This is a genomic window from Pseudomonas sp. MS01C9, assembly GCF_058202755.1.
On the sequence record NZ_CM177073.1, the window covers coordinates 1,080,652 to 1,093,002 of the forward strand.

Annotated in this window: 12 protein-coding genes; 10 read left to right on the forward strand and 2 right to left on the reverse strand. The window is 62.1% G+C overall.

What is annotated here, in order from left to right:
• The first annotated feature begins 113 nt into the window (after positions 1 to 113).
• The 7 genes from AC1M7R_RS05085 (at position 114) to AC1M7R_RS05115 (ending at position 7,111) form a co-directional block, all read left to right on the forward strand.
• Complete coding sequence (locus AC1M7R_RS05085; RefSeq protein WP_072395052.1) at positions 114 to 1,028, forward strand: glutamate/aspartate ABC transporter substrate-binding protein; 915 nt, start codon at positions 114 to 116, stop codon at positions 1,026 to 1,028.
• Positions 1,029 to 1,221: 193 nt separating this feature from the next.
• Positions 1,222 to 1,968: an amino acid ABC transporter permease gene (locus tag AC1M7R_RS05090; RefSeq protein ID WP_072395054.1), complete on the forward strand. Its 747-nt coding sequence runs from the start codon at positions 1,222 to 1,224 to the stop codon at positions 1,966 to 1,968.
• On the forward strand, positions 1,968 to 2,639 hold the full coding sequence (locus tag AC1M7R_RS05095) for an amino acid ABC transporter permease (protein WP_072395056.1): 672 nt from the start codon (positions 1,968 to 1,970) through the stop codon (positions 2,637 to 2,639). The genes AC1M7R_RS05090 and AC1M7R_RS05095 overlap by 1 nt, the downstream gene beginning before the upstream one ends.
• Positions 2,636 to 3,370 (forward strand): amino acid ABC transporter ATP-binding protein, encoded by a 735-nt coding sequence (locus AC1M7R_RS05100; protein ID WP_072395058.1) that lies wholly within the window; start codon positions 2,636 to 2,638, stop codon positions 3,368 to 3,370. The genes AC1M7R_RS05095 and AC1M7R_RS05100 overlap by 4 nt, the downstream gene beginning before the upstream one ends.
• 161 nt (positions 3,371 to 3,531) lie before the next feature.
• On the forward strand, positions 3,532 to 5,433 hold the full coding sequence (gene aauS, locus AC1M7R_RS05105; RefSeq protein WP_072395060.1) for a two-component sensor histidine kinase AauS: 1,902 nt from the start codon (positions 3,532 to 3,534) through the stop codon (positions 5,431 to 5,433).
• 44 nt (positions 5,434 to 5,477) lie between these two features.
• Complete coding sequence (gene aauR, locus AC1M7R_RS05110) at positions 5,478 to 6,755, forward strand: two-component response regulator AauR (protein WP_231991131.1); 1,278 nt, start codon at positions 5,478 to 5,480, stop codon at positions 6,753 to 6,755.
• A 26-nt stretch (positions 6,756 to 6,781) separates the two neighbouring features.
• Positions 6,782 to 7,111, forward strand: a complete 330-nt coding sequence (locus tag AC1M7R_RS05115; protein ID WP_165887865.1) for a GlpM family protein — start codon at positions 6,782 to 6,784, stop codon at positions 7,109 to 7,111.
• Positions 7,112 to 7,163: 52 nt separating this feature from the next.
• Here AC1M7R_RS05115 and AC1M7R_RS05120 read toward each other — a convergent pair whose 3' ends face one another.
• Positions 7,164 to 7,778, reverse strand: coding sequence for an NAD(P)-dependent oxidoreductase (locus tag AC1M7R_RS05120; RefSeq protein ID WP_072395063.1), 615 nt, complete (start codon positions 7,776 to 7,778; stop codon positions 7,164 to 7,166).
• A 94-nt stretch (positions 7,779 to 7,872) separates the two neighbouring features.
• Positions 7,873 to 8,751, reverse strand: coding sequence for an MBL fold metallo-hydrolase (locus AC1M7R_RS05125; protein WP_072395064.1), 879 nt, complete (start codon positions 8,749 to 8,751; stop codon positions 7,873 to 7,875).
• A gap of 112 nt (positions 8,752 to 8,863) precedes the next feature.
• On the opposite strand from AC1M7R_RS05125, the gene AC1M7R_RS05130 reads away from it, so the two are divergent.
• From AC1M7R_RS05130 to gcvH, 3 genes are all read left to right on the forward strand, one after another.
• Positions 8,864 to 9,769: a LysR family transcriptional regulator gene (locus tag AC1M7R_RS05130; RefSeq protein WP_490610272.1), complete on the forward strand. Its 906-nt coding sequence runs from the start codon at positions 8,864 to 8,866 to the stop codon at positions 9,767 to 9,769.
• A gap of 212 nt (positions 9,770 to 9,981) precedes the next feature.
• Positions 9,982 to 11,490, forward strand: coding sequence for a transcriptional regulator GcsR (gene gcsR, locus AC1M7R_RS05135; RefSeq protein WP_072395066.1), 1,509 nt, complete (start codon positions 9,982 to 9,984; stop codon positions 11,488 to 11,490).
• A 467-nt stretch (positions 11,491 to 11,957) separates the two neighbouring features.
• Positions 11,958 to 12,341, forward strand: coding sequence for a glycine cleavage system protein GcvH (gcvH, locus tag AC1M7R_RS05140; protein ID WP_490610273.1), 384 nt, complete (start codon positions 11,958 to 11,960; stop codon positions 12,339 to 12,341).
• Positions 12,342 to 12,351 lie beyond the last annotated feature (10 nt).

Genomic DNA, 12,351 nt, shown 5'->3' on the forward strand with positions numbered 1-12,351 from the left:
CACTCGTGGAGACGATTGTCCGGGTGCCAGCACAACAGGAGCTACCGGACATCAGAGGTACTCAGGGCCGACGTACCGGCCGAAATAAAAAAAACAATGTCGAGGAAACATCGATGCGTATCGTTCCCCATCTCCTGGGCGCAGCCATTGCTGCCGCTCTGATCAGCACTCCAGTCTTCGCGGCCGAACTGACCGGCACGCTGAAAAAGATCAAAGAGTCCGGCGTCATCACGCTCGGGCATCGCGACGCTTCCATTCCGTTTTCCTACATCGCGGACGCTTCCGGTAAACCGGTCGGCTACTCCCACGACATCCAGTTGAAAGTCGTCGAGGCGCTGAAAAAAGACCTGGACATGCCGAACCTGCAGGTCAAGTACAACCTGGTCACCTCCCAGACCCGTATCCCGCTGGTGCAGAACGGCACCGTGGACCTGGAGTGCGGCTCCACCACCAACAACGTGGAACGCCAGCAGCAGGTTGATTTCTCCGTCGGCATCTTCGAGATCGGCACTCGCCTGCTCTCCAAGAAAGATTCCAAGTACAAGGATTTCGACGATCTCAAAGGCAAGAACGTCGTGACCACCGCCGGCACCACCTCCGAGCGCCTGCTCAAGGCGATGAACGCCGACAAGCAGATGGGCATGAACGTCATCTCCGCCAAGGACCACGGCGAGTCCTTCCAGATGCTGGAATCGGGCCGTGCCGTTGCGTTCATGATGGACGACGCCCTGCTGGCCGGCGAAGCCGCCAAGGCCAAGAAGGCCAGCGACTGGGAAGTGACCGGTACCCCACAGTCGTATGAAATCTATGGCTGCATGATGCGCAAGGGCGACGCGCCGTTCAAAAAGGCCGTGGATGACGCCATCGTGGCCACCTACAAGTCGGGCGAAATCAACAAGATCTACGACAAATGGTTCACCCAGCCCATCCCGCCAAAGAACCTGAACCTGAACTTCCCGATGAGCGACGAGCTCAAGGCATTGATCGCCAATCCGACCGACAAGGCGGCTGACGACAAGAAGTCCTGATTTTCTGACTAACCTTATCTCCTGAAGGGGCCCGGCCCTTTCAGGGGATGGTCACTCCCTGCTGGCAATTTTCAGGAAACACTCGAACCGGTGCTATCGAGCCGAACGCGTGTGCCCGGCCGTCAAGGCTGGACGGGAACGGAGCTTCCCCAGGCGGGCATTTGTACATCGAACGATCTGAGGGGAGACCCTGATGAATTACAACTGGGACTGGGGCGTGTTCTTCAAGTCCACCGGCGTGGGCAGCGAGATCTATCTCGACTGGTACGTGGCCGGCCTGGGCTGGACCATTGCCATCGCCGTCGCGGCCTGGATCATTGCCCTGCTGCTGGGCTCGATCCTCGGCGTGATGCGCACCGTGCCGAACCGGCTGGTGTCGGGTATCGCCACTTGCTACGTGGAGCTCTTCCGAAACGTACCACTGCTGGTTCAGCTGTTTATCTGGTATTTCCTGATACCCGACCTGCTGCCCGAGAACCTGCAGGAATGGTACAAGCAGGACCTGAACCCGACCACCTCGGCCTACCTGAGCGTCGTCGTGTGCCTGGGCCTGTTCACCGCCGCCCGGGTTTGCGAACAGGTGCGCACCGGTATCCAGGCACTGCCGCGGGGCCAGGAATCCGCCGCCCGGGCCATGGGCTTCAAGCTGCCGCAGATCTACTGGAACGTGCTGCTGCCCCAGGCCTACCGGATCATCATTCCGCCGCTTACCTCGGAATTCCTCAACGTCTTCAAGAACTCCTCCGTGGCCTCGCTGATCGGCCTCATGGAGTTGCTGGCGCAGACCAAGCAGACCGCCGAGTTCTCCGCCAACCTGTTCGAAGCGTTCACCCTGGCGACGCTGATCTACTTCACCCTGAACATGAGCCTGATGCTGCTCATGCGCATGGTCGAGAAGAAAGTGGCAGTGCCCGGCCTGATCTCCGTAGGGGGTAAATGATGGAATTCGATTTCACGGGCATCGTCCCGGCCATTCCCGGCTTGTGGAACGGCATGGTGATGACGCTCAAGCTGATGGCCCTGGGCGTGGTCGGCGGGATCGTTCTGGGAACGATCCTGGCCCTCATGCGCCTGTCCCACAACAAGCTGGTCTCCAACATCGCCGGCACCTACGTCAACTATTTCCGCTCGATCCCGCTGCTGCTGGTGATCACCTGGTTCTACCTGGCGGTGCCATTCGTGCTGCGCTGGATCACCGGCGAGGACACCCCGATCGGTGCGTTCGGCTCCTGCGTCGTGGCGTTCATGATGTTCGAGGCGGCGTATTTCTGCGAAATCGTGCGGGCCGGCGTGCAGTCGATCCCCAAGGGCCAGATGGGCGCGGCACAGGCACTGGGCATGAATTATGGCCAGACCATGCGCCTGATCATCCTGCCCCAGGCGTTTCGCAAGATGACCCCGCTGCTGCTGCAGCAGAGCATCATCCTGTTTCAGGACACCTCGCTGGTCTACACGGTCGGCCTGGTGGACTTCCTCAATGCTTCGCGGGCCAGTGGCGACATCATCGGCCGCTCCAATGAGTTCCTGATCATCGCAGGTCTCGTGTACTTCACAATCAGCTTTGCCGCCTCGCTGCTGGTCAAGCGTCTGCAAAAAAGGTTCGCCGTATGATCTCTATCAAGAACATCAACAAGTGGTATGGGGACTTCCAGGTACTGACCAATTGCAGCACCGAGGTCAGCAAGGGTGAGGTCGTGGTGGTGTGCGGTCCGTCGGGCTCGGGCAAATCCACGCTGATCAAGTGCGTGAATGCCCTGGAGCCGTTCCAGAAAGGCGACATCGTGGTCGACGGCACGTCCATCGCCGATCCGAAGACCAACCTGCCGAAACTGCGTTCGCGGGTGGGCATGGTGTTCCAGCACTTCGAGCTGTTCCCGCACCTGACCATCACCGAAAACCTGACCATCGCGCAGATCAAGGTGCTGGGTCGCAGCAAGGAAGAAGCCACCAAGAAAGGCCTGCAGTTGCTTGAACGGGTCGGCCTCTCCGCCCATGCCCACAAGCATCCGGGCCAGCTTTCCGGCGGCCAGCAACAGCGCGTGGCCATTGCCCGGGCGCTGGCGATGGACCCGGTGGTGATGCTGTTCGACGAACCGACCTCGGCCCTCGACCCGGAAATGGTCAACGAAGTGCTCGATGTGATGGTGCAACTGGCCCACGAAGGCATGACCATGATGTGCGTGACCCACGAAATGGGCTTCGCCCGCAAAGTGGCGAACCGGGTGATCTTCATGGACCAGGGCCAGATCATCGAGGATTGCGCGAAGGAAGAATTCTTCGGCGACATCAGCGCCCGCTCTGAACGTGCGCAGCATTTCCTCGAGAAGATCCTGCAGCACTAAACAACACCACTCTCCCCTGTGGGAGCGAGCTTGCTCGCGATAGCAGACTGTCAGTCAACATTATTGTCGGCCGGTAAACAGTCATCGCGAGCAAGCTCGCTCTCACAAGGATCCAGTGTTGGCTTGTAGATTTGTGTTGTGGTTGACCCAAGGCTTCTGTGATGAAATGCGACCCCACCCTTTATCGCGCCGCGCCGCCATCACTCGCCGTGAAACCTCGCCTGATCCGCCACCTGTTGCTGCCACCGCTGATCATCGCCCTGACGATCGGCCTGGGTTATCTCGGTTTCTGGATCAGCGAGCACTACGGCATCCGTGGCCTGGCCGAGAACGGCGAGCGCCAGCTGGAGCTGCATGCCCGCGCAGTAGAGAGCGAGATCAGCAAGTACACCTACCTGCCCAGCCTGCTGGAGCTTGAATCCAGCGTCTCGCAACTGCTCGACGACCCGACACCCGAGCATCGCAAGACCGTCAACGAATACCTCGAAGGCCTGAACCGACGCAGCCGCAGCCGGGCCATCTACGTCATGGACACCACCGGTCGGGTCATGGCCACCAGCAACTGGCGCGATGTCGACAGTTACCTGGGCGAAGACCTGTCTTTCCGGGCCTATTTCCAGAACGCCGTGCGTGGTCAACCGGGCCGCTTCTATGGCATCGGCAGTACGAACGGCGAGCCCGGCTATTACCTGGCCCATGGCCTGGAGCAACAAGGCAAGATCATCGGCGTCGCCGTGGTCAAGGTGCGCCTCGAAGCCCTCGAAGAACGCTGGCAACGGGCCCGCCTGGAGGCGTTCGTCAGTGACGAGAATGGCGTCATCATTCTCTCCAGCGATCCGGCACGACGGCTCAAGTCGGTACGACCGCTGAGCGACGAAACCAAGGAACGCCTGGCCCGCAGCCTTCAATACTACTGGTTCCCGCTGAACGAACTGGTGCCCCTGGACCGGGAGCGGCTAACCGAAGGCATGGAAAAATTGACCTTCCCCGCCAACACCCAGGTGGCGCCCGACAAACAAGCCATCAGCTACCTCTCCCAGACCCGCCCCCTGAGCGATACACCGTGGAATTTCACCTTGTTGACGCCGCTTGAGGACCTGCGCCGACAGGCCGTCAACCAAGGCATCCTGGTAGCGGTGGCGTTCGCCCTGGTGGCGTTCCTGCTGATCGCCTGGAACGAGCGACGCAAGGTCATCGCCACCCGCCTCGCCGCCCGCGAGGCCCTGCAGGAAGCCAACAACCAGCTCGAACGGCGGATTACCGAACGCACCAGCGACCTGCGGGCCAGCAATGAACGCCTCAAGAACCAGATCCGCGAACGCCGCCAGGCCGAAGAGACCCTGCGTCGCGCCCAGGATGAACTGGTCCAGGCGGGAAAACTGGCGGCTATCGGCCAGATGTCCACCAGCATCGCCCACGAACTCAACCAGCCACTGGCGGCCCTGCGCACCCTGTCCGGCAATACCGTGCGCTTCCTGGAGCGTGGCCAGCTGGATATCGCCAATGCCAATCTCAAGACCATCAATGAACTGATCGACCGCATGGGCCGGATCACCGCCAGCCTGCGCTCCTTCGCCCGACGTGGGGACGACCAGGGCCGGGCCAGCCTCGGCAAGGCCGTCGAGGCCGCCTTGCAACTGCTGGGCGCCCGCCTTGAGAACCTGAACGTGAAGGTGCAGGCCGATTTCGATAACGTGCAGGTACAGATCGACCAGACACGCCTGGAGCAGATCCTCGGGAACCTGGTGGGCAATGCCCTGGATGCCATGCAGGCGCAGGCCGAGCCTCGACTGTGGCTTGAAGGCGAAGCCCTGGAGGGCAAGTATCGCCTGCGGGTGCGGGACAATGGCCACGGCATCGATCCGCAGGCACGCAAGCATCTGTTCGAACCTTTCTTCACCACCAAACCTGGCGAGCAGGGCCTTGGCCTGGGCCTGACCCTCTCGGCGAGCCTGGCCGCCGCTGCGGGCGGTCATCTGGAAGTCGAGCACCCCGATGACGGTGGCACCACCTTCGTCCTCAGTTTACCGTTGGTAAGCCTTTCACCTGCCGAGCCGCTATGAACAACGACCTGAGCGTACTGATCGTCGAGGACGATCCCCATGTCCTGCTGGGCTGCCAGCAGGCCCTGGCCCTGGAAGACATTCCCTGCATCGGCGTGGGCAGCGCCGAAGAGGCCCTGGAGCGGGTCGGCGATGATTTTGCCGGCATCGTCATCAGTGACATCCGCCTGCCGGGCATCGATGGACTGGAACTGCTGACCCGTCTCAAGGCGCGGGACCGCAGCCTGCCGGTGGTACTGATTACCGGCCATGGCGACATCTCCATGGCGGTGGGCGCCATGCAGAAAGGCGCCTACGACTTCATGGAGAAACCCTTCTCCCCCGAACGCCTGGTGGATGTCGCCCGCCGCGCCCTGGAGCAGCGCAGCCTGGCCCGGGAGGTCTCCTCCCTGCGCCGGCAATTGGCCGAACGCGACTCCCTGGAAGGTCGGATCATCGGCCGCTCCCCGGCCATGCAGCACTTGCGGGAGCTGATCGCCAACGTTGCCGACACCTCGGCCAACGTCCTGATCGAAGGCGAAACCGGCACCGGCAAGGAACTGGTCGCCCGTTGCCTGCATGATTTCAGCCGCCGCCACGACAAACAGTTCGTTGCGCTGAATTGCGGGGGCCTGCCGGAAAACCTGTTCGAAAGCGAGATTTTCGGCCACGAGGCCAACGCGTTCACCGGGGCCGGCAAGCGTCGGATCGGCAAGATCGAGCACGCCGACGGCGGCACACTGTTTCTCGATGAAGTGGAGAGCATGCCCCTGCCCTTGCAGATCAAGCTGCTGCGGGTATTGCAGGAGCGCACCCTGGAACGCCTGGGATCGAACCAGAGCGTGGCCGTGGATTGCCGGGTGATCGCCGCCACCAAGTCCGACCTGGATGAAATGGGGCGCGCCGGGCAGTTTCGCAGCGACCTGTATTACCGTCTCAACGTGGTGACCCTTGAACTGCCCCCCCTGCGGGAACGACGTGAAGACATCCTCCAGTTGTTCGAACATTTCCTCCAGCAGTCGTCCCTGCGCTTCGACCGTACGCCGCCGGAGCTGGATAACCAGACCCTGTCGAACCTGATGAGCCACGACTGGCCGGGCAATGTGCGAGAACTGCGTAACGTCGCCGAGCGCTTCGCCCTGGGCCTGCCGGCCTTCAAGAAACCCGGAGCCAGTGGCGGCCAGGGGCTGGCCTTCGCCGAAGCGGTGGAAGCCTTCGAGCGCAACCTGCTGGCGGACGCCCTGCAACGCAGCGGTGGCAACCTGACCCAGGCCAGCCAGGAGCTGGGCATGGCCAAGACCACGCTGTTCGACAAAGTCAAGAAATACGGCCTGAGCCATTAACCTGGGGTGATGAAACGGTGGACCTGATTTTCAAGGCGGCGCTGGGTGCGGCGGTGGTGGTCATCCTGGCGATGCTCGCCAAGACCAGGAACTATTACATCGCCGGGCTGGTGCCGTTGTTCCCCACCTTTGCCCTCATCGCTCACTACATTGTCGGCAAGGGTCGCTCGGTGGACGACCTGAAGACCACCATCGTGTTCGGCATGTGGTCGGTCATTCCGTACCTGGTATACCTGGGCACGCTGTATGTGATGGTCGATCGCATGCGCCTGGAAGCTTCGCTGGCCGTGGCGACAGTGGCCTGGCTGATGGCCGCGACGCTACTGGTCAGCGTCTGGGTGAGGGTTCACGCCTGAACAGCCGGGTGTGGGAGCGGTCTCGCTCCCACCGGGGGCACGAGGCGCCGGATCAGTAGCCGACGGTAAAGCGGGCGCGCGGGAACTGCGGGCTTTCCACTTCATCGATCATGGCGATGGCGTAATCGGCGAAGCTGATCCAGCTGCGCCCGGACTCATCGAACAGCAAGTGATCCTCGCCGATACGGAACCGGCCGGTACGCTCGGTTTCGACGAACTCCGCAGAAGGCGAAAGGAAGGTCCAGTCCAGGTCTTGTTCATTGCGCAGCACGTCGAGAAATAACGCGCCGGCCGTGGCTTCGGCAAGGTATTGCTCCGGGAAGCCATCGCCGTCGATCACCCGGCTGTTATCCGGCAGCAGCAACGAACCGGCCCCGCCCACCACCAGCAAGCGCTTGACTCCAGCCGCCTTCACCGGCGCAATGACCTTGTCGGCCGGCACGGTGGCGAAGTGGGCGGCGCTGATCACCACATCATGCCCTGTCACCGCGGCGGTCAACGCCTCGCTATCGAGCACGTCCAGTTGTTTGCTGGTCACTCCGGCCCGCTGGCCGATCTTTGTCGTATTGCGGGCAATGGCCGTGACGCTGTGACCACGACGCAGCGCTTCTTCCAACAGCTGGCTGCCCGCACGCCCGGTGGCGCCGATGATTGCGATCTTGCTCATGATGTTCTCCAGTGATTCGCGATGTTGAATACCTGCTCTTGCGGCGAGAGGGTTATGCTCTCGACACGACGGTGCTCCGATCACAGATCGGGATTCACCACTTCATTTCTCCCTTGGCGACCTTGGCACTGAGATCCAGGGAGCTGGCTTCGCCCAGCTCCGGATAACGCTGCTTCATGGCGGCGACCAGCGCGGTGGAGTCCTTGGCCCGGACGGTTTCCTCGTCGAAGGCCTTGATGTAACCGGCGGTGAATGCCACCGGCGCCAGGGAGCGGACGCTTTCGCCCAGGTAATGGCCCGGGATCACGGTGTTCGGCTGCAGTTTTTCAATGCCTGCGAGCGTCGCCAGCCAGTCCTGGTGGGACTGCGGCGTCTGGGTGTCGGCCATCCAGACGTGAATGTTCTCGGCCACCACCACACCGCCGACCACGGCCTTGATCGAGGGGATCCACACGAAGCTGCGGTCCGGCTGCGGGCCCTCCAGGCCAACGATCTGCAGACGCTTGCCTTCCAGGGTCAGGCTGTGGCCCTTGAGTACCTGGGGCACGATGGCCTTGGCCGGTGCGTCGGCCTTCAGGATCGGCCCCCAATACTTCAGCTTGCCCTCGACGGTCTGCCGGATGTGCTCGACGGTCGGCGCGGAGGCCAGCACCTTGGCCTCAGGGAACGCGGCGGTCAGGGTTTGCAGACCAAAATAGTAGTCTGGATCGCCGTGGCTGATGTAGATGGTGGTCAGTCGCTTGCCGCTGGCGCGGATTTTTTCCACCACCTGGGCCGCCTGGGACTGGCCGAACTGGGCGTCCACCAGGATGGCCTCCTTCTCGCCGCTGACCAGCACCGAGGTCACGGGAAAGATCGCCGCCGTGCCGGGGTTGTAGACATCGAGCGTCAGGTCGGCCGCCCAGGCGTGGGCGGCGAATGCCATCGATGCGCCTACCAGGAACAGGCGTTTGAGTGGGGTGAATGCGGTCATGAATGCTCCATTGTCCAAAAGCCCGGAAGGGAATGAGACGGAGCTTAGTGACGTGATTGATTTCAAAAAATGCGATGATCGAACATAGTTTGTTTCTGAAATCGGGCAAATCATGGATCGTCTACAAGCAATGCGGGTGTTCATCACGGTGGTGGACCTGGGCAGCCAGTCGGCAGCGGCGGATCACCTGGAGCTGTCGCGCCCGGTGGTGTCGCGCTACCTGGCGGAACTGGAGGACTGGGTGGGTGCCCGCTTGATGCACCGCACCACCCGCAAGCTCAGCCTGACGGCCGCGGGAACGGAGATCCTGCCGCGTTGTCGGCAGATGCTGGAACTCTCTGGCGACATGCAAGCGGCGGTCAGCACACCCGACGACGTGCCCCGGGGCATGCTGCGCATCAGCGCCAGCCCCTCGTTCGGCCAGGCCCAACTGGCCGGGGCCCTGGTCGAATACGTCAAGCGATACCCTGGCGTGAAAGTCGACCTGCAATTGCTCGATCGCACCGTGAACCTGGTGGACGAGCGTATCGACCTGGCCATCCGCATGAGCAACGACCTGGACCCGAACCTGATCGCCCGGCGCCTCACGGTCTGTCGCTCGGTGATCTGCGCCTCGCCCGCCTACCTGCGCGACCACCCGGCACCGCAGCGGGTCGAAGACTTGAGCGGGCACAACTGCCTGACCCACTCCTATGTGGGCAAGAGCCTCTGGCATTTCGAGCAGGACGGCGAGCAGGTTTCGGTACCGGTGCAAGGCAACATCTGCACCAACGAAGCCAGCACACTGCTGCGGGTCACCATGGCAGGCGCCGGCGTGGCCATGCTGCCCAGCTACCAGGCCGGCACTCATATCCGCAGCGGCGAGCTGATCCGCCTGCTGCCTCACGCCGAACCTCGTCAGATGGCCATGTATGCGGTGTATGCCTCACGCAAGCACATGCCGTCGGCGCTGCGCAGCCTGGTGGATTTCCTGGTACTGAAGTTTCCCGAGGATCCAGAGTGGGATATGGGGTTGTAACCATCATCCGCAGGAGCCTTTGTGGGAGCGAGCTTGCTCGCGATGGCGGCGTGTCAGCCACCCTTTTTGTTAACTGTCTGACAGCCATCGCGAGCAAGCTCGCTCCCAGAGGGAATCGCTGTACAGCTTCAAGCCTCGCACCAGGATTTCACCAATAGCCCGCCCCAAGGCATACTTGCCACCCTTCGTCGTCCAGAACCCGAAACCGCCCCATGCGCATCCACGTCAGCTTCATCGACCGCGTCGGCATCACCCAGGAAGTCCTGGCGTTGCTCGGTGGGCGCAATCTCAATCTGGATGCGGTGGAGATGGTGCCGCCCAACGTCTACATCGATGCGCCGACCCTCAGCCCGCAAGTGCTGGATGAATTGCGCGAGGCGCTGTTTGCCGTGCGGGGCGTGCAGTCGGTCACCGTGGTGGATATCCTGCCCGGCCAGCGCCGGCACCTGCAGCTCGACGCCCTGCTGGCCGCCATGACCGACCCGGTGCTGGCACTGGACAGCGCCGGCAATGTATTGCTGGCCAACCCGGCATTGATCGCCCTGTACGGACGTGACCCCACCGGCAAGAGCGTGGCCGGGCTGTTCGGCGATGAAGCGCTGCTGGGCGCCCTGTTGGAAAACGGGTTCCGCCTGCCACTGCGGGAAGTCACCCTCAACGGCCAGACGCTGCTGCTGGACGCCACGCCCATCACCGACGCGGGGGCGCTGCTGACGCTGTATCAGCCCAATCGCATCGGTGAACGCCTGTCGGCGCTGCACCACGACCATGCCGAAGGCTTCGATGCGCTGCTGGGCGAATCCCCGGCGATCCGGACCCTCAAGGCCCGGGCCCAGCGGGTGGCGGCCCTGGATGCACCGCTGCTGATCCAGGGCGAAACCGGTACCGGCAAAGAGCTGGTGGCCCGGGCCTGCCACGCCATCAGTGCCCGCCACAGCGCGCCGTTCCTGGCCTTGAACTGCGCCGCCCTGCCGGAAAACCTGGCTGAAAGCGAACTGTTCGGCTATGCCCCCGGCGCCTTCACCGGTGCGCAACGGGGCGGCAAGCCCGGGCTGATGGAATTGGCGAACCAGGGCACGGTATTCCTGGATGAAATCGGCGAAATGTCACCGTACCTGCAAGCCAAGTTGCTGCGATTCCTGAACGACGGCAGCTTCCGCCGGGTCGGGGGCGACCGGGAAATCAAGGTCAACGTACGCATCCTCAGCGCCACCCATCGCAACCTGGAGAAGATGGTCAGCGAAGGCTCGTTCCGCGAAGACCTGTTCTATCGCCTGAACGTGCTCAACGTCGAAGTCCCGCCCCTGCGCGAACGTGGCCAGGACATCCTGCTGCTGGCGCGCTATTTCATGCAGCAGGCCTGTGCGCAGATCCAGCGTCCGGTCTGTCGCCTGGCTCCGGGGACGTACCCGGCGCTGCTGGGCAACCGCTGGCCGGGCAACGTCCGGCAACTGCAGAACGTGATTTTCCGCGCCGCGGCTATCTGCGAAAGCAGCCTGGTGGACATCGGCGACCTGGACATCGCCGGCACCTCCGTCGCGCGTCAGGGCGACGTGGAAGTCGAAAGCCTGGAACAGGCCGTGGAAACCTTCGAAAAACAGTTGCTCGAAAGCCTCTACGTCAACTACCCCTCCACCCGCCAACTCGCCAGCCGCTTGCAAACCTCCCATACCGCGATTGCCCATCGGTTGCGCAAGTACGGGATTTCCAACAAGCCGTAGACCCTGGGGGAGCGAGCTTGCTCGCGATGGGGACTGCCAGTCACTGCTGTGCAAACCGATCCGCCGCTATCGCGAGCAAGCTCGCTTCCACAAGGTGACGGCCCCCCGAGAAGGTGGACAACCACCTGACTTTTTGGGTGTTCCATGGGCCAGCGTTGCGTTCAGAATCAAGCCAAAAACGACCTCCATCTGTACTGAAAGCGCTACAGCGGAACGATATCGCTACACCCTTCGCTAATCTGCGCTGCGCAAGGCTTTGATCCCACAACGTTTTTATTGCACCTCATAGCTGTAGCGATTTCGCTACAGACGAGGGGATTCCCGTTCTGAAAGATCCGATCAAACCATTGATTTACAAGCACTTATCCATATTGGCCGCATTCTTGCTAAGGGTATAGCCATTCGGCCGGGCCAAGCCCCGCGCCTTCCTTCGCGTCCACCAGACGAATCTGGCCCCAGGAGTTTCCATGAGCGAGTTGCGTTTCACTGAAGATCACGAATGGCTGCGTGCCGAAGCCGATGGCAGCGTTACCGTCGGCATTACCGCTTTCGCGCAGAACGCATTGGGGGACGTGGTTTTTGTGCAACTGCCTGAATTGCAGTCCTATGCAAAGGGCGCCGAGGCCTCCACGGTAGAATCGGTCAAGGCCGCCAGTGGTGTGTACATGCCTCTGGACGGTGAAGTGCTGGAAGTGAACGACAAACTCGACGCCAGCCCGGAACTGGTCAACGAAGACCCGATGGGCGAAGGCTGGTTCTTCCGCTTTAAACCGACCGACGCCGACGCAATGGCTAAGCTGTTGGATCAGGATGCGTACGACCGCCTGATCAAAGCCAACGCCCAAGCCTGAGGAACCACGA

Bases quoted from the DNA above. Each gene is read 5' to 3' on its own strand.
- AC1M7R_RS05085 (WP_072395052.1), top strand. From the start codon at position 114: ATGCGTATCGTTCCCCATCTCCTGGGCGCAGCCATTGCTGCCGCTCTG.
- AC1M7R_RS05090 (WP_072395054.1), top strand. From the start codon at position 1,222: ATGAATTACAACTGGGACTGGGGCGTGTTCTTCAAGTCCACCGGCGTG.
- AC1M7R_RS05095 (WP_072395056.1), top strand. From the start codon at position 1,968: ATGGAATTCGATTTCACGGGCATCGTCCCGGCCATTCCCGGCTTGTGG.
- AC1M7R_RS05100 (WP_072395058.1), top strand. From the start codon at position 2,636: ATGATCTCTATCAAGAACATCAACAAGTGGTATGGGGACTTCCAGGTA.
- aauS (WP_072395060.1), top strand. From the start codon at position 3,532: ATGAAATGCGACCCCACCCTTTATCGCGCCGCGCCGCCATCACTCGCC.
- AC1M7R_RS05120 (WP_072395063.1), bottom strand. From the start codon at position 7,778: ATGAGCAAGATCGCAATCATCGGCGCCACCGGGCGTGCGGGCAGCCAG.
- AC1M7R_RS05125 (WP_072395064.1), bottom strand. From the start codon at position 8,751: ATGACCGCATTCACCCCACTCAAACGCCTGTTCCTGGTAGGCGCATCG.
- AC1M7R_RS05130 (WP_490610272.1), top strand. From the start codon at position 8,864: ATGGATCGTCTACAAGCAATGCGGGTGTTCATCACGGTGGTGGACCTG.
- gcsR (WP_072395066.1), top strand. From the start codon at position 9,982: ATGCGCATCCACGTCAGCTTCATCGACCGCGTCGGCATCACCCAGGAA.
- gcvH (WP_490610273.1), top strand. From the start codon at position 11,958: ATGAGCGAGTTGCGTTTCACTGAAGATCACGAATGGCTGCGTGCCGAA.